Genomic DNA, 20,587 nt, shown 5'->3' with positions numbered 1-20,587 from the left:
ACCCATTTTGTTACCGTTGTGTCGCCACAGCTTGAGTCGAGACGGTTTCGGTTAAATTGGCTGAAGAATTGGCTCGAATAGCGCGAAACATTCCAAATCGACAAAGACCTGTGCCAAAGGCTAGCCGCATCAACAGAATTGTCGGCACTTCTCGCAAAGACTTCATGAAACCCGATAGACCAAACTGCACCAGTCCCTTGGGTCGAGCCACTCCCTGCCAGATAGAATCAAGCCAAGAAGGAAGCGTTTGTTCCGTCCAATCTGCCGTTGTGACACTGCCCTCAACCCGTCCTGTTTCCTGCAAAAGTTCAGAAAAGCCTTCAATACTTGAAAACGCCGGATGAGACCACTGATCTAGGAGTTGCCGCATGACCGGACGCTCCCAAAAATTGAGCGGTTTCTGGCTCTCATCCCGTTGATTCCAGTCAGCAACAACCAGAATCCCACCTGGCTTGAGTACCCGGATCAATTCTTTGGCAAAAATAGCTTTATCGGGAATATGAGGACCGGCTTCAATCGACCAAACCACATCAAAACTGGCATCTGGGAAAGACATTGCCATCGCATCATCCACCAAAAACTTCACATCTAAGTCTTTGGGAGTTAACTCCTGAGCGCGTTTTACTTGTTGGGGACTGATGGTAATTCCGGTGACGGCAAACCCATAATCCCGTGCCAAAATACGACTGCTTCCGCCAATACCACAACCTACATCTAAAACAGTAGTCCCTGGGGGTAATTTGTCTAACCCCCCCCAACGCACCATTTCATGCACAAAATCCGATTTTGCGGCTAAAAAATCCTTTCGTTGAGGCGGTGAGCCATAATACCCTAAGTGAATATGTTCGCCCCAGTAAAACTCCAAAATACCATCTTCTGTCCATTGGTCATAAGAATTGACAACAGATTCAGACGATTGATAGCGGCGACCTGTAATGAGATAGAGTATAGTCGCGATCGCGAGGAGTCCCAGCACAAGTCCAAGCACCGGAAAAAAGAAATTCATCAAACTTAAGCCCTCCAATTTTTGACCCTGTTGATCATCGGGTTCAGAGTTGCCTGATTAACCCAAGTGGCTACAGCACATTCTATACTCAACAGCTTAGACTAACCACGATGAGGATTTCAATCCTCACACTGCTTCTGACAGGCGTCTAAATAAATGTGAGCGACTTGATCAACGGGATTAATCTGTAAACAGTCTTTAAAAAGTTGGGCTGCTTCTGCAAATGAACGATTAGTATATAGAAATAAACCTTTTTCAAAATCAGGCTTCGTCATTAACTTTACCGAGCGAAGTTCTGGTGGATCTGCCTCAAATACTTCAAAAACAGAGACCATTTCACTTTTCCCCTTAACCTGAACTTGACCGATAATCCGGAAGGCATATTCAATCGGATGATCTAGCTGTAAAAACGTGTGGTGAGAAATTAATAATGATACCCCATACTCTTTCGTAAGCTGTTCTAAGCGAGCGGCTAAATTGACCGCATCACTAATCACTGTGCCATCCATGCGGTTGTGTCCGCCAACGGTTCCCAGCATCAGCGAACCTGTGTTAATCCCAATCCCAATCTGAATCGGGGGACGATCCGGGCGTTGCCGCGTTTTATTATACTCAGTCAACCGATTTAACATATCAATTCCGGCGCGAACGGCGTCATCCGCACTACCACTAAACAGCGCCATAATCGCATCACCGATATATTTATCAATAAAGCCACAATTTTCAACAATGGCTGGTTCCATACGCGAAAGATAGGCGTTGATAAATTTAAAATTATCGTCCAAGCTCATCCGTTCCGATAGGGTAGTGAAAGAACGAATGTCAGAAAATAAAATTGACATGTTTTTCTGCACCGCCTCGCCGAGTTGTACATCGACAATACTTTTTTTATCAAGTAATTGCAGAAAATTTTCCGGGACAAAACGTTCATAAGCTCGATTCAGTTGCAGGAGTTGAGCCGTGAAATCCTTGCGTTCAGCTTCAGCCTTTTTACGTTCGGTAATATCTTGAAACGCCGCGATCGCAAACGTCACCTTGCCCCCTTCGTCAAAAATTGGGATACCCCATGCTTCAATAGGAATAATCTGATCGCCCTGGCAAATTTCAATGTCATCAGCGGTGGCACTTTCTCCCATTAAAGCCTGAACCACAGGCAATAATTCCGCCGGGTAGAGTTGTTCAGTCCCAGCAATATAAAATTGATAGACCTCAGCGAATTGTTCCGCAAAGGTATCAGGAACAACGCCTTTCCCCATCAACTGTTGTGCCCGTTGATTTAGGTAATAGGTTTTTCCGGTTGCATCTAATACCGCTACCCCAACCGGAACCGCTTCCAGAAATTGGGCTAATCGGCGTTCACTTTCCCGCGCGGCTTCTTCGGCTTGTTGATGTAACTCCTCTTCAATCGCATCGGAATGAGCCGTCGTGGTTTCGAGTAAAATCTCTAAGTCAGCATTGTAGCGCTGCAACTCCCAGGTTTGGTAAAGCGCGATAACCATCGCTGATCCGATCAACGCCACTAGCGGCGAAACCACGGGTAACCACCAGTAGGCGAGAAATGCCACAAAACTACCAACTACCAGGATACTACCCATGAGGAATGTGCCTAAAATGACAACCGTCCATCGGGGAAAAATCATGTCAGGGAATTGGTTAGCTTGCTGAAGTTTCCAACTTCCTCCAGCACCAATAAAAGACCAGAGTACAATCCATAACCACTCCACTGGATCGACCCAAATTGTCAACCAAGAATGTCCGTTGATCTGATCAATGAAGGGAATTAAAGAGCGTCCATCAATAGCTTTGATCAAAGGGCGTCCCGCCATCGCCCCACTAATGATCTGACTGGCGATATTGGCATGAATAATAACGCCCGGTGTTTGCTGACGAGAACCGATAGTATTTTGACTATAGGGTGTAAAGAATAAGTCATTGGCACTTTGTCCAGTAGCGCCAATGAGAACAATGCGATCGCGCATCAAATCCGGTGATATCCGGTTCTCTAAAACATCCGCAATGGATACGGTTTGGAAGTTCTCAGCAGGACCGCGATAGTTTAATAGGATCTGATAACCACCCACATCAGCATTTACATAGCCACCCTCATTCCCCGTCAATGGCACAAAGATAGCCTTACCTAACTGCAAATGACTCTTTCCCTCATCCCTCATTTGCAGGGTCATCCCTTCGGCTTCGAGATACATTAACGCCAGCTTTACCCCTAATCCCAAGTGGGTGGACTCATCCTCTAATTGCACAGACAGCAATCCGCGACGAACTTTGCCATCCGCATCCAAGACTAAATCAGCCATCCCCACTTGATCGAGTTGTTTTAAAATGGGCGATGGTGCTACCATTTCGCCCACCACTTTTTCCACACCAATCAGGTTCGGCGTGGATTTAAACACCTCGACTAATTCCTGATGACCTGGTTCGACTGGTAAATCACGATACAAATCCAAACCAATCGCCCTCGGTTGTTGGGCGTTTATTTTCTCAAGTAACTGCGCTAAGACTTGATCGGGAATGGGCCACGTCCCGATTTGGGTAATATCAGACTCATCAATCGTCACTACTACAATGCGGGGGTCAACCGATTCTCGGGGACGTAGCTGAAAAAATCGGTCTAGTGTTGCCCATTCGAGAAGCTGAAACGAACCCGTCCCGGCTGTAGCTATCACCAATCCGGCGACAGTTGGCGCACTTATCAGTACCCCTCGCCATTTAGAAATATACTGCCTGAGCTTTTGCCACATTTAGGATGAGCAATCAAAATTAACATGAGTAGTCCCCTGATTGCCATTGGCTAATAGTTCCCCTTTTCCTACTGTAGCTCAAGTTCAGGTGAGCCGTGGCTCAGGCAGTTTGGCTCACCCTAAATGGTTAAATCTCAACTACACTAGTAACTATCTTCACTCCCTACGGTGTACAGCGCTAGATCGTTATTCGCTCGGTTGAGTCGATCCGCGATCGCAGCTCGAAGTTTCAGAGCGATTGATGGCGTAGCCAATACCTCTTGGGCTTGTTCTCGGTAGATAGCACTGGTTACCGGATCAACTTGGTCAATTTTCTGTAAATTTGAAAATACTGTATCAGCAGAAATGGTCATCAGCTTAAACCCTTCCATTACATATAATTATGATCCTGACTTAATTATCGAACAGATGGCAATGTTGAATGATTAAGATAAAACAAAAATTATTCGACGCATCAGTAGGGGTTTGGTTACCAAACCCCTACTCTCAAATCAACTATCTCACTGTACGTCATGAAATTTCCCTTGTCTCGTCAGAAACGGCAAATTATTCAATTTTTCGGTTTATTCTGCTGCTGTTGCGTCCTAATTATTAGTTGTGGTGAGTTGAACACCTCGACACCCACTGATAATTCTGCGAGTTCAGTCACTAGCGCTGAACGTATCGCGGTGGGTTCTGTCGCCAAACCTCGAACCCTTGACCCCGCTGATGGGTATGAAGTAGCGATTAGCGATATTATTACCAGCTTAGGCGATCGCCTCTATACCTACGCGGGGGATACTGATAAGCTGCTCCCCCAACTGGCGACAGAACTCCCGCAAGTCAGTGACGATGGTTTAACCTACACGATTCCTCTGCGTCAGGGAGTTACCTTCCATGATGGGACACCCTTTAATGCAGAAGCCATGGCATTTTCCCTGAAGCGGTTTAGTGAAAATGGGGGTAAACCTTCAGCTTTACTCTCTAATATCATGGAATCCGTTGAAGCCACGGGGGAATACGAACTCACGATTAAACTAAAAAACGCCTTTGCTCCCTTCCCTTACCTGTTAGCTTTTCCCGGATTAAGTGCTGTTTCGCCTCAAGCTTATGAAATTGGGCAAGGCAAATTTAAACCCAATGAGTTTGTGGGAACGGGTCCTTATAAGCTAGTTTCCTTTGATCCCAATTTAGTTAAAGTGGATGTTTTTGACGACTATTGGGGAGAAAAACCGCCCAATCAAGGCATTGACTTTCAGTTTCTCAGCAGTCCCGCTAACTTGTACAATTCCTTTACCACAGGTGCGGTTGATATTGCCTATCGTGACTTAGATGCCGATCAAATTCTCAGCCTCAAAGAGGATGCTGAAGCCAAGGGCTATCAAGTCTTAGAAAAGCCCAGCAGTCGCCTAGATTACATGGTTCTAAACGTCAAGCAAAAACCTTTAGACCAGGTAGAAGTCCGACAAGCGATCGCGGCGTTAGTGGATCGTGCTTTAATCATTGATCGCGTTTATCGGGGTCAAGCTGAACCAGCTTACAGTATTATACCCAAAACCTTTGCCACCAGCAAACCTGTATTCAAGGAACCTTATGGGGATGGCAATGTAGAAAAGGCAAAAGAACTTCTCTCCCAAGCGGGTTTTTCTGCCGAAAATCCGTTTGAATTTGAAATTTGGTACAGTTCCGATAGCCCCCAGCGCCAACAAATTGTTACCCTACTCAAAGAATACGCCGAGCAAAAAATGGATGGTTTGATGCAAGTCAAACCGCAACCCGTTGAATCGACGACTCTCTTTGCTAATATTCCCAAAGGTATTTATCCCAGCTATTTAGTGGCTTGGTTCCCTGACTTTGGCGATGCGGATAATTACGTCAGCCCCTTTTTCAGTTGTACGAAAGGATCAGCCGAAACTGGATGTCAGGAAGGTGCCAGTCAAAGTCAAGGCTTCTTCTATTACAGTGAGAAAATGAACCAACTCCTTGACGCTCAACGGAAGGAACAAGATCCCCAGGCGCGACAAGAACTATTTGGGCAAATTCAAGAGCTAATTGCTCAAGATGTTCCTCTGGTTCCCTTGTTGCAGAAAAAAGAATTTGCTTTTGCTCAAAAATCCTTACAGAACGTGGAAATAAACCCAATTATTGGTGTATCGTTTTGGCAAGTTGAGAAAAGCGCTTAAGCCAACAACCCTGTAGAGACGTTGCATGCAACGTCTCTACAATCTGGATAGAACAGAATTCTATCTTTCGTACTATTGGAATGGCGCTCGCATCATAACTACAAACTAATTTGAATTCCCATGTCTCGTTCTCGTGCCTTACTCTACTACGTGATCACTCGGTTGCTCCTTGCACCGTTAATGATGTTTACGATTGTAACCATCGTATTTTTACTCCTCCGCGCTACGCCAGGAGATCCCATTGATGCGGTAATTGGTAATCGTGCGCCTGAAAGTGTAAAAGCTGAGTTTCGGGAAAGGTTGGGATTAAATCAACCGCTACCGTTACAGTATGTCAACTATTTACTCAGTTTACTCCGCCTCGATTTAGGTAGTTCAATTAGTGACCAAGGACGAGATGTTTGGCAAGTAATTCAGCAGTATTTTCCGGCGACGGCAGAAGTAGCGGTATGTAGTATGATAGTCGCGATAACTGTGGGAATTGGTGTGGGTATTTTTTCCGCCTCTCGTCCCGGTACAGTCTTTGATTTAGGTGGACGGTTATTTGGGATTATTACTTATGCCTTACCGATATTTTGGGCAGGAATGATTGTCCAGTTAATCTTTGCTGTACAGTTAGGATGGTTTCCCCTGGGTGGGCGATTTCCCGCATCAGTAATTCCGCCCACAAGACTCACAGGACTTTATACTGTTGATAGTCTCTTGAACGGTAACTTCAACCAATTTTTTACTGCCTTATACTATTTAACCCTACCATCACTAACATTAGGAATTCTCCTAAGTGGAATTTTTGAGCGTATTGTCCGGGTGAATCTCAAGCAAACTCTGAACGCTGATTATGTGGAAGCCGCACGCGCTAGAGGGATTCAGGAACGGACGATTCTGTTGCATCATGGGTTAAAAAATGCTTTGATTCCGGTGATTACAGTAATGGGACTCACGTTTGCTTCGTTGCTAGGGGGTGCGGTGTTAACTGAAGTGACCTTTTCGTGGCCCGGATTAGCCAATCGATTATATGAAGCGATTCAGTTACGAGATTACCCGACAGTGCAGGGAATTATGGTGTTTTTTGGGGCTATTGTGGTGATAGCGAGCATTGCTATTGATATTATTAATGCCTTAATTGACCCCCGTATTCGGTATTGAATGTTGATGGTTCAGGGTTCAGGTTTGATTGCTATCCGGGGAACAGGAAACGATGGCAAAATGAATACCAACATCAGAGCGATCACTCCTTTTGGGTGGTATTCTCATGCCTATGTGTAGGGGCGGGTTTCACGATTATCGTTTCTTTTGCACCCAGATGGGACTAAACCCGCCCCTGTGTAACGGCGCACCTCGGCAAAGGGCGCCCCTACGTTTATGCGGGAAAAATTGTTACTGAATCAGGAGTTTACCTAATCCGCGTTGATGCGATCAGCGATTGGCAAGTGTGCTGCAAGAGAGTTATTTAACTCTCTTTAGGGAAATCAGGTAAAATTTATTTGATCAAACAATACTGTTTTACTGTCATTAGAAAATTAACCGATAAAAATGAAAAAAGGATTTAACCCTAGACAACCAAACCGTAACGCTTATTACGAGTTCTTGAATAAAGCATTCCAGACAATCAGACGCATAAAAGACAAAGACATCAAGGAGCAGCGAAGACAAGGGGAACAACTATTGAAATCTAATTTAGACAAACTGGATGATAAGTTTTCTCAAATGTTGCGAAGTTGGGCAAAAGCCGAGCTATTAACCGTGGAACCAGAGGAAGCCCAAACAATTGCCGGACTTATTCATGATTTCTGCACTTACATAGCGCAATTTCCACTGATAAAACCAGAAATCAAGTGGGAAATTGTTATCACGGGTTGCCAAGTAGCTACCACCGTGTTTACTCGCGAAGCATCTCCAAAGTATTGGTTAATGAGCCAAAACCTTCTGGGAATTGCTTATTGTAACCAAGGACGGATTGATGAAGCGATCGCTACTTTGGAATCCGCTTTAAAAATATACCCTCCAGAAGTATTTTTTACAAGGTTTCGTGATGAGTGGACAATGCTCCAAAATCGTCTGGGAAATGCTTACTGGAGTCGTAGCCAGAGTCAAGAAAGTCCAGAAGAAAAACTCCGGAATTTGAATTTAGCGCTCGCTGCTTATGAGAAGGCGTTGCAAGGCACTCCCAAAGATGAATCTCCCGATGATTGGGCAGGGACTAAATATAATATATGTGATGTCTATGGCAAAATGGGAAAGACTGCGGATGCAATTATTTGCTATAAGCAAGCTCTAGAAGTCTTTCCCGAGAAAACTTATGAGTGGGCGCAGACTCAACATGGTCTAGGTCTTACCTACAGCGAAGAAAGAAACATTGACCAGGCAATTGATTGTTTTCGGTTAGCGCTAAAAATCTTCACACCCACTGCATATCCTGAAGATTGCCGCAACATAGGACGTAGTCTTGGATATGTGGCTCTTGGCAATCGCCGTTGGCAGGAAGCTATCGAGGGATATGGTATTGCTATTGAAGCGCTTGAGCAGCAAATTAACATTTGGGCTACAACAGATGCTCAGCGCCAAAAGACTCAGCAGTCAGGAATTGATCTTTCCTGCGGCATGGTTAAAGCCTGTATCAATGATGGTCAACTAACCAAAGCTATTGAATATGTTGAGCGCAATAAAGCCCGTAATTTGGTCAAATTCCTCGCCTCAGAGAACCTCGAACCCAAAGGTGTCTCAGAAGATATCCGTAATCAATGTAAGCGCCTCCGCCAAGAAATCTCTAAAAGACAAAATCTACTAGATATGCGAGATGTGCAAAATAGGGAATCAGATGAGAGCCATCGCACCCAGCTTAATCAATTTCAGGAAGAAATCAACAAGTTGAAAGAACAGCTCGATTCCTTTATTGTTGAGAAAATCCAACCCCACGACCCCAGTTTCAACCTTACGCAACAGGTAAAAGGTATCCTCTTTGAGGAGATTCAGGCGTTACTACCCGATAATCAAACCGCCCTCATCGAGTGGTACATCTTGGATGATATCTTTGTTACCTTCATCATTACTCATCAAAGCCCTGGCATTACTGTTTGGAAATCTGATCCACAAGATATAGAAGCTTTTAAATTATGGGGCAATGAGTATTTCCAGGACTATGGTAAATCTTCTAAACAAGCTTGGCGAGATCATCTGGAATCCTATCTCAGTCGCCTCGCTGAGATTCTGCACCTAGATGAGATCCTCACCCATGTACCAGATACCTGCGATAGGATAATTCTGATTCCCCATCAGTCCTTACACGTACTTCCTCTTCACGCTTTGCCTTTACTCCACGAGAAAGGTAAGTGCCTTTTAGACAAATTTCCTAGAGGTGTGCATTATGCTCCCAGTTGTCAAGTGCTACAACTAGCTCAAAGCCGACAACGCCCTGATTTTACCCACCTTTTTGCCATTCAAAACCCGACAAAAGACCTTGACTACAGCGATATAGAAGTCCAAGCCATTAAGCAGTATTTCCATAGCAGTCACATCCTTGTCAAAGGCGATGCCAAAAAATCAGCTATTGATAACCAGCAACTCCAAACTGCCCACTGTATCCACTTTTCCTGTCACGGCGACTTCGACTTTGAACGCCCTCTGCTTTCTAAACTACATCTGGCTGATTGCCACATTTCCCCAAAAAATGACCCAGCCACTGCTTTCAGTAAATACCTTACTGTGTTAGAGCTATTTACCTTTGACCTCAGTCAATGTCGGCTCGTCACTCTATCTGCTTGCGAAACAGGATTAATCGGCTTTCCATCCGCCACGGATGAGTACATTGGCTTAAACTATGGATTTTTGGTTGCAGGTACTGCCAGCATTGTCTGTTCTCTGTGGACAGTAAACGATATATCGACAGCCCTGTTAATCATCCGGTTCTATCAGAATCTTAAATCAGGCTTAACCGTCCCTATTGCCCTCAACCAAGCCCAAACCTGGCTCCGGGATGCTACAAAAGAAGAGTTACAGCAGTGGGTCAAGCAACTGTCTAATCCTAATCATAGAATGCAATTGAGAGCGTTCCTCAATCACAAACCCCCTAATAGCAAACCCTTCGAGTCTCCCTACCACTGGGCAGCCTTCTGTGCCATCGGTCAATAACCCGTGAAAACTGACAGTATCTTCTACAACCTATTTCTGGCATTTCCCGGCATCTTCTTTGAGCTGATTAACCGTCCTCCCGAAGAAGCCGATAGCTATGAATTCACCTCCCGCGAAGTCAAACAATTATCCTTTCGCTTAGACGGTTTATTTTTACCCAAAACCAGCGAACCTGACAAACCTTTATACCTGGTTGAAGTTCAGTTCCAGCCAGATGCTGGCTTATACTACCGCATATTTGCCGAACTCTTCATCTTTTTAAGGCAATACCAGCCACCCCATCCTTGGCAAATTGTCGTCATTTATCCCAACCGCCGTATCGAACGAGAACAGACGTTACATTTTGGTAACCTCTTAGCCCTGAACCAGGTGAGACGAATTTACCTGGATGAGTTAGAGGAAGCCGCCGAAGGCTCATTAGGGGTAGAAGTTGTTAAACTTGTAATTGAGCCGGAAGAGACAGCCGGACAACTGGCAAGACAGTTAATCGAACAAGCACAGCAACAGCTAACTGATGAAACAATCCAACGTGAATTCATTACTCTGATTGAAACCATTATCGTTTACAAATTACCGAAAAAAAGCCGCGAGGAGATAGCCGCTATGTTGGGATTAAGCGAAATCAAACAAACCCGATTTTATCAGGACACTCTCCTAGAAATGAAATTAGAAACTATCCCCAGACTGCTGCCAATGGGATTGGATTTAGAGCAAATTGCCCACGCCCTAGATTTACCTCTGGAAATTGTCCAAAAAACAGTAAATAAATTTTGGCGATGCTTTTTGTCATTCCCTGAGCGAAATATAGATGCTTTTATCGAATTATTGACCGAGCAATATTCGCTATTTTCATCAGGATACTTGGCTGAATTAGAACAGCTATTGGCTCCTTTACCCGATGATATTGAAGAACTGTCTGCAGCGATTTCAAGTTGGTGTGAACAACACCCTGAAATTGATGAAGTGCAATTGAAACTTCTGCCCGACAATTCATCAGAAAAAGCACCTGGGAGCAAAGAAGGCAATGTTAAACCTCCCAATTACAAACTGAACAAACAAGCTATCCTCAATGCCATTCAGCAAAGTTCTTCTTCAAAAGATTCTCAATCCTCCAATTCTGCTTCATGAAAGTTGCTAATCCAAAATTGACTCTTTGCGCTTTTCATCTGCGAAACAACTTAGCTCAAGGTGAAGATGAACCCGTCAATAACGCGAATCATTTATGGGAGGAATGTCAGCGACTTGGACAAAAACTTCATGTTCCTAGATTAGAATCCCTAATTGAGCGTCTTCAAGAGAATAACGGTCAAATCGGTGTATCTTCCAATCAGGATAACTCAAGATATCTGGAATTATTACAACCTGAAAATCCACTAAGGTTTTCTGCTATCCCTGAAGGTAGTAAACCTCAACTTCAAGGCGAAGTATATCCTCTACAAATTCATGATACCTATGCTGTTGATCTTACCCTACGTTATCCCTATCCCAATGTAGACGTTCATCAATTGGAGGGTTTAAATCCTCAAGGTTGTCTGCTTCCCAATCAAATTAAAGCTTCTCTGGGACAAACCCTGGTACTCTTTGCCCAACCAGAAGGTCAAATTCAGGATATTCAGGAGTTTGCCAATGGTTGTTTAGCGGCGATTCTGCCTAAATCAGAGGTTGCACAATTTTTACGTTCTCCACCTACTCAAGGCATCTTTTTAGGAAGTCCCATTTTTGAGTATGACAATAACCGAGAGCATCCGGCTGAACATTGTCATATTCTCGTCTGGCTTAATTGCAACCCTGATACCGAAAAATTAGAAGCCGCAGGAGATTATGATCAATCCCTAATTAATTTATTATGTTGTCGCCATAAAATTTTATATGCCTACTCAGAATCTCGGTGGTGTAATCAACAAGCACGGCTTTTCTACAGGAAATTAGAGGTAAAAGCAAAAGCCTTCCGTCAGTTACCATCTGAACCAACCCCTAAGCTAAAGCAACTCAAAGAATGGCTAACTGAAATTCCTACACTTGCTTTTGAATACGCCAACTATCTGCGAGATATAGATATTCATCGCACGACGATTCAAACTAATCTCATAAATTATAAATTCTGGTTGAAGCAACTCCAAGATATTAGTATTCAAAATCGGGATAATCTAGATTTTTTAGAACAACTTATTAAAGACACTCAAGACAACTTTATTCCACAAATTAACGCTGATTTATCTTATCTGATGCCAAGTCAGCAACTTTTTGGGCAGATGATTGAAGCAAGTCGAGGTATCGTAGAAACAGAACAAGCCGAGAGCGATCGCGCTTTACAAAATACGGTAGCTATTGTTGGTGTGGGTTTAGCTACAGCAGCCGTTGGCGCTACCGTCGCTCCATACATAATTCCCACAGAACCTAGACAACCAATATTACCTCCTTTTTCAACGAATCATCTCCATCCCTTGACTCAATCGCTACTTTTGAGCCTGGTTTTTGGTGTTGGAGGAGCGGTTGTTACCAAGGGAGTCATTGCTCTAATTCAAAATCGAGGTGTAATTGCTGGACACATTACAAAGCTAATTCGGGGTAATCGTAATAAGACAGTACAATTGTCTGGTAATACTCAACAAACTTTACCACAATCTAAAAAACAGAATCAATAAAAAGATGCCATTAGAAGAACCCCCGCCCCCAGACGTGCCATGGCACGTCCCTACATACACCCCTGTTCTACTCTTTCCCCCCAGCGCCGGGATGTTCTCGCCCAGGAACGTTCTCCAGTGCTGTCAGCGCCGCTTGCGAACCTGCCAGAATATCCTGTTCTTCACCACCTAAGTAGAGGCGTCCAAAACTGCCAACGGCAGAAATTTGCAGAATATTAATTGAGGCGGCTTTCTCGGCTTCATTAGCGGCTAAAGCAGCATAAGCGGCTGGTGCTACTTCTAAAACATACAAAGTTTGCCCTGCCAAAATCATCTGTCCCCGTCGGGTGCGATTAATCAGTTGAGTTTGGTGAGGGTCAATATTGCGAATAATCTGGCTAGAGATAACCCGGGGTTTCAGGCGTTCTCGTTCACCGACGCCTAGGGCGGCTAGAATCGCTTTCCCCGCCGCCCTGGTTTCGCCTTGTTTGTTCGCATGAACTTCCAGAACCCCATAGAGTCGTTCCACCATCTGCACGGCTGGACGTACAGAGGTCGATTTTAGCGCCACATCGGTAATCCGGTTAATTTCGATACCCGGTGAGATTTCAATCCAGAGCGACGTATCTCCAGGTAATGGCAAGAACCCTAGCGCAACTGTCCCCATATAAGCCGCGTGCTGCGGCTGTAAGCTATCTATATAGACATAAGATCGCAATTCTATCGCCAAGGTTATTTCTCCGTAGATTGGGGTTCAAACGGCTGGAATACGCAACATCCGAGTTTACCTGAAAACGAAGCGCGATCGCGATTTTTCCAGTTTGAGTCGCGACACCTAGTGTACAGTCCCGATGAGGGGGATGATAAATATAGGCAAGATGAGCAGTGCTGGAATTTTCCCTACACCCTACACCCCACACCCTACACCCAGTATTCTTTTTAGCCTTCTTCGACGGAAGCCCCGCGCTGTACCCGGAGGGTCAGCGTCGGGATGGACAGGCGGACAGCCGAAGGTACCTTCGGCTGTCAATCCGGTGTATCTTGTCCTTCGACATACTTCTTAAGAACAGAAACAGTAACACCACCACACGAAGCGATAAAGTAGGACTTGTTCCAGAACACATCTTTCCCGTAAGTGGCATTTACTTCATCCGAAAATTCCTGCCGAATCCTGCGGCTAGAAACGGACTTAAGGCTACCCTTCAAATTTCGGTAAAGACATTTGAGGGTAGTACTGAAACAGAAGATGAACGATAAACAGTTGCACATTTATTTGCTATAATCAGTGTAGCCAAAAACAAACACCCCGATGAAGACAACGTACCAGTACCGCATCTATCCGCAATCTTCTCAGAAAGTTCAGCTAACTGAGAGTTTGCGGATTTGCCGTTATTGGTACAACCGAATGCTAGGTGAGCGGATAAATTGGTGGGAGCAAAATCGTTGCTCGGTTAATGCCTGTCCCTTAGTTTGTCATCTTCGGGAACTCAAAGACCGCCCCAATTACTACAATCAAAAACTTCAACTTCCAGTCATTAAAGAAGACTTGGTGCTGGTGAAGTGGTCGGGTGAGTTATTGAACTTCAACGGGGTCTACTCTACTATTTTGCAAGATGTTTGCAAACGAGTTGAGAAGGCTATGACCCGGTATATTCAAGGAGACAAAAACGGAAAGCGTTCGGGAAGACCCAGGATTAAGAACGAGTCTCGCTACCGGACAATGGTGTTCGATGGGGCTAAAAATGAGTGGCTAAAGTTTTGCACAGTTAATGGTAAATGGCTTTATCTCAAGCTACCCAAAATTGGGTTGGTTAAAGTCAGAACTCATCGCCCTCTCCCAGCCGGATTTAATCTCAAGCAAGTCAGCGTCACCAAGAAATCGGATGGATGGTACGCTAACTTTGTGTTAGACGCTCCATCCGTTCCTGAGTTCAAACCTGAAGAAATCGTCCCGACTTGGGACAACTCAATGGGAATTGATGCTGTCCTAAATGAGGATATTTACCTGGCAACATCAGAAGGAAAAAATCTCCATTCTCTTAAACCGTTGAGGAAGAGCCTAGATAAGCTAGGCAAGCTTCAAACCAAGAAGAATCCGGCATACACATCCCAGCTCTTGAGCTATAAGGATGAATTCGTATTCACCGACTGCTCTATTCGTAGCTACTGGGATGAAGAGCTAAAACTCTGGGTTGACAGAGATGTTAATGCCGCTATCAACCTCAAACGTGTGGGGCTGGACGTGTTCCCCACCATAAAACGCCGTCGCGGGAATCCGGTAGTAGTTTCCTCTACTACTAATAGTACCGCTAAGGAAGTTCTGACCGTCTTATTCAAGGCATCAGTTGCCCACGCTCTCCCGTAGGGGAGCGTTGGGTACGTCACTTATAGTATTTAAACTGACAAACATCCTACCAGCGCCAGAAAAAGCCAACGGATGGTGCACCGTTTCCCTAATAATCATGGCTAAGAAATCGAAGACAACGACCGAGGTTAGTCTGAGAGACCCTAAATACTACTTCAACCGGGAACTCAGTTGGTTGGAATTTAATGATCGCGTCTTGCATGAAGCCCTCGATTCCCGAACCCCATTGCTGGAACGCTTGAAGTTTCTGGCAATCTTCAGTTCCAACCTGGATGAATTCTTTATGGTTCGGGTGGCGGGTTTGAAGCAGCAGGTGGAGGCGGGGGTGACATCCCTAACTGCCGATGGTCGCACACCTAGCGATCAATTGCATGGGATTAACAAGCGGTTACTCCCCATGATCAAAGAACAACATGAACATTTTGAACAAATCCTGCGCCCCTTATTGGCACAACAGAGGGTCTACCTGCTGGACTATATGGAGTTGAACTCCGAACAGCGGACTTATTTGCAAAACTACTTTGAAGCGCAAATTTTCCCGGTTCTGACACCCCTAGCTGTTGACCCTAGCCACCCCTTTCCCTATATTTCCAACCTGAGTCTGAATCTAGCCGTAGTGGTGAAAGATCCCGATCAGGGCGAGGAATTTTTTGCCCGAGTGAAAGTGCCCAAAGTCTTACCTCGGTTTGTCACCCTTCCCGAACCGTTGCGAGAACGGCAAAAGGGAAAACCTGCCATCTGGGTGGGCATTCCCCTAGAACAGGTGATTGCCCATAATTTAGAGTTTCTGTTTCCAGGGATGAATATCCAAGAATATCATCCGTTTCGGATTACTCGCAATGCTGACTTAGCCGTCGAGGAAGATGAGGCGGATGACCTACTACTGGCTATTGAAGAGGGACTGCGGAAGCGACGTATAGGGGGTTCAGTCGTCCGCATGGAAATCCATGCGACTGTACCAGAAACCTTAAGGGAAACGCTGATGGGGGAGATGGGACTCGAGGAAAGCGATATCTACGAAATAGACGGCTTATTGGGGCTAGGGGATCTGATGTCGTTTATGGGATTACCCCTACCGGAACTCAAAGACCCATCCTGGACACCCGTCATGCCCGTCGAGTTGCGATCGCTCTCTTCTGAGGAAGATGGGGATGACTTCTTTAGCATTATTCGCAAACGGGATTTATTTGTCCATCATCCCTACCATTCCTTTGGTGGTACCGTGCAGCGATTTATTACCCAGGCGGCGGATGACCCGAATGTACTGGCGATTAAAATGACACTCTACCGCACCTCTGGCGATTCCCCCATTGTCAACGCTTTGATTAAAGCTGCCGAAAATGGTAAGCAGGTGGCGGTTTTGGTGGAATTGAAAGCCCGTTTTGATGAAGAGAATAATATTCTCTGGGCGCGTAAGTTAGAACAAGCTGGTGTACATGTGGTTTATGGGATTATTAAGTTAAAAACCCATACCAAAATCGTGCTGGTGGTGCGTCAAGACGAGAAGAGGATTCGCCGCTATGTTCACATTGGCACAGGAAACTATAACCCCAAAACCGCCAGAATTTACACGGATGTAGGACTCCTAAGCTGTCGTGAGGATTTAGGGGCAGATTTAACCGATTTATTCAATTTTCTGACTGGATACTCCCGCCAGCGCTCTTATCGCAAGTTATTAGTCGCCCCAGTGAATCTGCGCGATCGCATGACGGCGATGATTCAGCGGGAAATCGAACATTGTCGCCAGGGAAACACCGGGCGGATTGTTGCCAAAATGAATTCTTTGGTTGATCCGAAGATTATCGCCACTCTCTATGAAGCCTCCCAAGCTGGCGTACAAATTGATTTAATTGTTCGAGGAATTTGCTGCTTGCGTCCCGGTGTTGTCGGCGTTAGCGATAATATTCGCGTGATTAGTATTATCGGTCGCTTTTTAGAACATTCGCGGATCTATTACTTCTATAATCAGGGTGATGAGGAAGTTTATATTGGCAGCGCTGACTGGATGCGTCGCAATTTAGATCGGCGAGTTGAGGCGATTACACCTGTAGAAGATCCAGAAATTATCAAAGATTTGCAAGAAATTTTAGCCATTATGATGGCAGATAATCGCCAAGCTTGGGAATTACAACCCGATGGGCGTTATATACAACGTCAACTGGAGGATGCGAAAGAGCAATGCGCTCAAAAGATTTTCATGGAGATGGCGAAGGAATCAGCAAAGGAGGCGGCGGGAATGGGGTAGACATCGTAGGGGCGCACGCTCCGTGCACCCAATTTAAACTGACGTGCGCCCAATTTAATCAGCTTATTGAGTTTGTAAACGTTCTCGAATTCGTTGGCGAAATAACCGCACTGCTGTCCGCTGTCCCTGAATATTACTTTGTTCAATAAAGTTGGGAACCTCTGTTACAGGTAAAAAGGGAAATGCGAGGCTTTGTTCTCTCAGTTCATATTCTCCTTCAACTAATTGATAAATCTGGAGGGTTTGACGGGTATATCTCCACAATTCAGGAACACCTAACGCCGCATAAATGGATTGTTTATTGATAGAGGAACTGGTATAATCTGACTCAATAGCCAAGTCGGGCGGTGGGTCAATTTCCAGGTTGATTCGTCTACCTCGGACTCGTGATTCGTTTTGAATATAGAAACAGGTATCTGGCTCGATAAAACGGGTTAAGTCTTCGCGCTTCAAGCTCAATGCACCGACTTTCTTAACTTCTATTTCTAGCTCGTCGGCGATAGCTTCAATAAAGCTTTCGAGCATCCCTTTTGGGACTTCATGGTCTTCGAGTGGCATCCTGATTTCTAATACTCCCTGATCATAAGTCATTCTACAGATACGATCCTCCCCAATTTCCGCCAGTAATGTTTTAAAGGTTTGCCAGCTAACACCTTTTAAGGTGACGACTGGTTCAGCACCCATTTGTTGAGATGGAGGAGTCGGTGTTGCTGTTGTCATGGTGAACTACCTTCGATACCTTGATTTAATTGTAGCCAAGAGGAAGGTCGAACAAGGTATAGGCTCATAGAATGATTCTATAGTGGGTAAGATAGTTTGATCATTTATAATTCAGTTGATTAGTTTTCCCCAGAGGTTTCAATCCCTTTAACCACCTCAAAAAACGCGATCGCGGCAAACCCCAAGCCCACCACAGAACCAATACCCAGAGCCAATCCCCGCCCGATGTCACCTTGAAATAACCTGACCAATCCCTCACAACCAACGACTGATGAAATACCAGCCAGTACCCCAGCCAATACCCCAGTATCAGCACGAGTAATTGCCACAGCAACCGCCCCGGTTCCAGCCACACCCACCCAGTTAACAAACGCTCCAGCAAAAGTTACGGCAATCGCCGCGCCGCCAGAACGAGCAAAAAGAGTGCAAAAATAAGGGTAATTTAGCTGGGGACTGATAGCCGTGATAGATGGCAAGACTATTTGTATTTCTCTGTTTTCAGGGGCTTTTGGTTTAGATTTAGGTTTAGAGCTAGCCGGATTTCATACCGTAAGTGTGGTTGAGAAAGAGCGGGATGCGGCAAAAACTATAGCGCTTAACCGACCTCATCTTCATGAAAGTGCTATCCCAAGGTCAATCGATACAATCAGTACCCAAGATTTACTCTTAGAAGGTGGTCGAGTTTTAGATTTAGGTAGAGCGTTACGTCCTCATGAGGTGGATTTGGTAGTTGGTGGTCCACCTTGTCAGCCTTTTAGTACAGCAGGAAAAAGAGCTTCAGTCTTAGATCCTCGTGGTAGTTTATTTATGGAGTTTGTCCGTGTTGTTCGAGACATTCAACCTCGATTTTTCCTTATGGAGAATGTGAAAGGGTTACTTTCCGCTGCTATCCGTCACAGACCAATTAACCAACGAGGGAAAGATTATCCCCCTTTAGAACCGGAGGAAATGCGGGGTGCAGCCCTTAAGGTGGTATTGGCAGAAATGCATGAACTTGGATACCATCTCGTTTACAATCTTTTAGAAGCTGCCAATTATGGTGTTCCCCAAAATAGAGAGCGTGTCGTGTTTATTGGTTCTAGAGATGGTGAATCTGTTACATTTCCCTTGGCTACCCATGGTAAAGGTGGTAGAGATTTACCCAAGTGGCGTACTTTAAAAGATGCATTAACAGACTTAGTTGAACAACAGCCAGAGTTTACACCGTACTCTGAAAAGCGTTTAAAGTATTTGAGATTGCTCAAAGCCGGACAAAATTGGAGATATTTACCCGACAAGTTGAAAGAAGAGGCAATGGGAGGTGCTTATAAATCAGGGGGTGGTAAAGTTGGTTTTTACAGGCGACTATCTTGGGATAAACCCTCGCCAACTGTAACCACAAGCCCACACCAAAAAGCGACAGATATGTGTCACCCCATAGAACTGCGTCCCTTAAGTGTACGAGAATGTGCGAGAATCCAAACTTTTCCTGACGACTGGATTTTTTATGGTTCAATAACGTCCAAGTACAAACAAATTGGCAATGCTGTACCTGTTTTACTGGCAAAAGAAATTGGTGATTATCTTTACAGTTTGATTCAAGGAAGAAAACCACAATGCAAGCAAATAGTTGAACAGCTTTCGCTTTTCTAGCTGTATAAACTTATTCCATGTTTTGTCTTTCGCTGGCAGCTAACTTAGAGAAAGCCTTGTCAATTCTCTGTAACATACTTCTCACATGGTTTTCAACAAGGTTATAATCCATAGAAATCTTATGCCAAAATTCTGACCCGGCGAGGCGAGGAATTTGAGTATTTTTTGAGAATGTCCATTGACCCAAATCAAATGCTGCTATAAATAGAGGATTGTTATGAATGCCCAACTCTTTTTCCGCTCTAGTTTTTTGGGAACCTGTTAATGTTCCTTTTAAAGTTTTTAACTGGGCAAGATAAACTGTTCCCTCGGATAAAATGACTATATCGACACCAGTAATCTTGATATCAAATTCAAATTCGGGTACAATCACATAAGGACTAATGTTGGCTATTTCTTCCCAAAGACGTCCCATTTTTGTACTAAGGCTTCTCGTGACAGAATTACTTGTCACCAGTAATTTAGCACCGCATAGCTCAAATAAATTGCGTGGGTTAGGATGTCTCTCAAGTATTGCTTTCTTATTTTCAAAATCTTTTTCTAACCAGGCAATAAATTTTGTGGAAAACTCCTCAGTTTTCTTTTGAATCAGTTGGGATTGCTGTTCCAATCCTAGAACTGACTCTTGGTTATTGTTTTGTTCAATTTGATATTGAAAATAATCTTCTGATACTGAGGAAATGATTTTCCCTAACCTGTATGCCTTAAGCAATTTATCATCGGTTATGTGAGTAGCATCAATTAAAGAGGCTTGTTCTAAAATTAGTGCTTTTCGCTCCTTGACAGAATGTTGTTTTAGAGTCTCGGCAGTTAACTAACTCGGCATAAAAGTTGGAAAAAAACAACAGCGGTGTACCCATATTGATGGATGTAGGGGAATGGCAGTGCCATCCCCTTACCTTGGGGAGCATGGAGCGTGAAAACACAAAACGTTCTTGTAGGTTAGGTG

The 20,587-nt window shown here is 44.6% G+C and carries 15 protein-coding genes and 1 pseudogene; 8 read left to right on the top strand and 8 right to left on the bottom strand.

Annotated elements, in window-relative coordinates; all coding sequences use genetic code 11:
- Nucleotides 1-10 precede the first annotated feature (10 nt).
- The 3 genes from ACLGGO_RS01940 to ACLGGO_RS01930 form a co-directional block, all read right to left on the bottom strand.
- Nucleotides 11-1,006, bottom strand: coding sequence for a methyltransferase domain-containing protein (locus ACLGGO_RS01940; RefSeq protein WP_446335650.1), 996 nt, complete (start codon nt 1,004-1,006; stop codon nt 11-13).
- A 119-nt stretch (nt 1,007-1,125) separates the two neighbouring features.
- Complete coding sequence (locus ACLGGO_RS01935) at nt 1,126-3,762, bottom strand: CHASE2 domain-containing protein (protein ID WP_446418078.1); 2,637 nt, start codon at nt 3,760-3,762, stop codon at nt 1,126-1,128.
- Nucleotides 3,763-3,905: 143 nt separating this feature from the next.
- Nucleotides 3,906-4,115, bottom strand: coding sequence for a hypothetical protein (locus ACLGGO_RS01930; RefSeq protein ID WP_446335578.1), 210 nt, complete (start codon nt 4,113-4,115; stop codon nt 3,906-3,908).
- 159 nt (nt 4,116-4,274) lie between these two features.
- On the opposite strand from ACLGGO_RS01930, the gene ACLGGO_RS01925 reads away from it, so the two are divergent.
- From ACLGGO_RS01925 to ACLGGO_RS01905, 5 genes are all read left to right on the top strand, one after another.
- Entirely contained in the window at nt 4,275-5,924 is a 1,650-nt protein-coding gene (locus ACLGGO_RS01925; RefSeq protein ID WP_446418077.1) for an ABC transporter substrate-binding protein, read from the top strand.
- Nucleotides 5,925-6,044: 120 nt separating this feature from the next.
- Complete coding sequence (locus tag ACLGGO_RS01920; protein WP_446418076.1) at nt 6,045-7,070, top strand: ABC transporter permease; 1,026 nt, start codon at nt 6,045-6,047, stop codon at nt 7,068-7,070.
- 519 nt (nt 7,071-7,589) lie between these two features.
- Nucleotides 7,590-10,052, top strand: coding sequence for a CHAT domain-containing protein (locus ACLGGO_RS01915; RefSeq protein ID WP_446418075.1), 2,463 nt, complete (start codon nt 7,590-7,592; stop codon nt 10,050-10,052).
- A gap of 3 nt (nt 10,053-10,055) precedes the next feature.
- The gene (locus tag ACLGGO_RS01910) at nt 10,056-11,180 is read left to right on the top strand and encodes an Rpn family recombination-promoting nuclease/putative transposase (RefSeq protein ID WP_446335582.1); all 1,125 of its coding nucleotides are present in this window, start codon (nt 10,056-10,058) and stop codon (nt 11,178-11,180) included.
- Nucleotides 11,177-12,697, top strand: coding sequence for a hypothetical protein (locus ACLGGO_RS01905; protein WP_446418074.1), 1,521 nt, complete (start codon nt 11,177-11,179; stop codon nt 12,695-12,697). Before ACLGGO_RS01910 ends, ACLGGO_RS01905 begins: the two co-directional genes overlap by 4 nt.
- A 67-nt stretch (nt 12,698-12,764) precedes the next feature.
- On the opposite strand, the gene ACLGGO_RS01900 is transcribed toward ACLGGO_RS01905, so the two are convergent.
- Together ACLGGO_RS01900 and tnpA are read right to left on the bottom strand one after the other, a co-directional pair.
- A complete protein-coding gene (locus ACLGGO_RS01900; RefSeq protein WP_446335584.1) occupies nt 12,765-13,406 on the bottom strand; it encodes a hypothetical protein in 642 nt (213 codons plus the stop codon).
- Nucleotides 13,407-13,702: 296 nt separating this feature from the next.
- A pseudogene (gene tnpA, locus ACLGGO_RS01895) lies at nt 13,703-13,928 on the bottom strand (IS200/IS605 family transposase); the annotation flags it as partial.
- 57 nt (nt 13,929-13,985) lie between these two features.
- Here tnpA and ACLGGO_RS01890 point away from each other — a divergent pair.
- A complete protein-coding gene (locus ACLGGO_RS01890; RefSeq protein ID WP_446418073.1) occupies nt 13,986-15,041 on the top strand; it encodes an RNA-guided endonuclease InsQ/TnpB family protein in 1,056 nt (351 codons plus the stop codon).
- Between the two features lie 97 nt (nt 15,042-15,138).
- Nucleotides 15,139-17,286 (top strand): polyphosphate kinase 1, encoded by a 2,148-nt coding sequence (gene ppk1 / locus ACLGGO_RS01885; RefSeq protein WP_446418072.1) that lies wholly within the window; start codon nt 15,139-15,141, stop codon nt 17,284-17,286.
- A gap of 63 nt (nt 17,287-17,349) precedes the next feature.
- Here the strand turns inward: ppk1 and ACLGGO_RS01880 are convergent, their stop codons facing one another.
- Both ACLGGO_RS01880 and ACLGGO_RS01875 read right to left on the bottom strand, forming a co-directional pair.
- Nucleotides 17,350-18,006, bottom strand: coding sequence for a Uma2 family endonuclease (locus tag ACLGGO_RS01880; RefSeq protein WP_446418071.1), 657 nt, complete (start codon nt 18,004-18,006; stop codon nt 17,350-17,352).
- A gap of 119 nt (nt 18,007-18,125) precedes the next feature.
- A complete protein-coding gene (locus ACLGGO_RS01875; protein ID WP_446418070.1) occupies nt 18,126-18,482 on the bottom strand; it encodes a hypothetical protein in 357 nt (118 codons plus the stop codon).
- On the opposite strand from ACLGGO_RS01875, the gene ACLGGO_RS01870 reads away from it, so the two are divergent.
- Complete coding sequence (locus ACLGGO_RS01870) at nt 18,469-19,638, top strand: DNA cytosine methyltransferase (protein ID WP_446418069.1); 1,170 nt, start codon at nt 18,469-18,471, stop codon at nt 19,636-19,638. The two genes, ACLGGO_RS01875 and ACLGGO_RS01870, sit on opposite strands and share 14 nt — an antisense overlap.
- Nucleotides 19,639-19,648: 10 nt before the next feature.
- On the opposite strand, the gene ACLGGO_RS01865 is transcribed toward ACLGGO_RS01870, so the two are convergent.
- Nucleotides 19,649-20,350: a hypothetical protein gene (locus tag ACLGGO_RS01865; RefSeq protein ID WP_446418068.1), complete on the bottom strand. Its 702-nt coding sequence runs from the start codon at nt 20,348-20,350 to the stop codon at nt 19,649-19,651.
- Between the last annotated feature and the right edge of the window lie 237 nt (nt 20,351-20,587).

Origin of the sequence: Coleofasciculus sp. (genome assembly GCF_046565525.1) — a bacterium.
GTDB lineage: Bacteria > Cyanobacteriota > Cyanobacteriia > Cyanobacteriales > Coleofasciculaceae > Coleofasciculus.
This window is presented reverse-complemented; position numbering and strand designations above follow the sequence as displayed.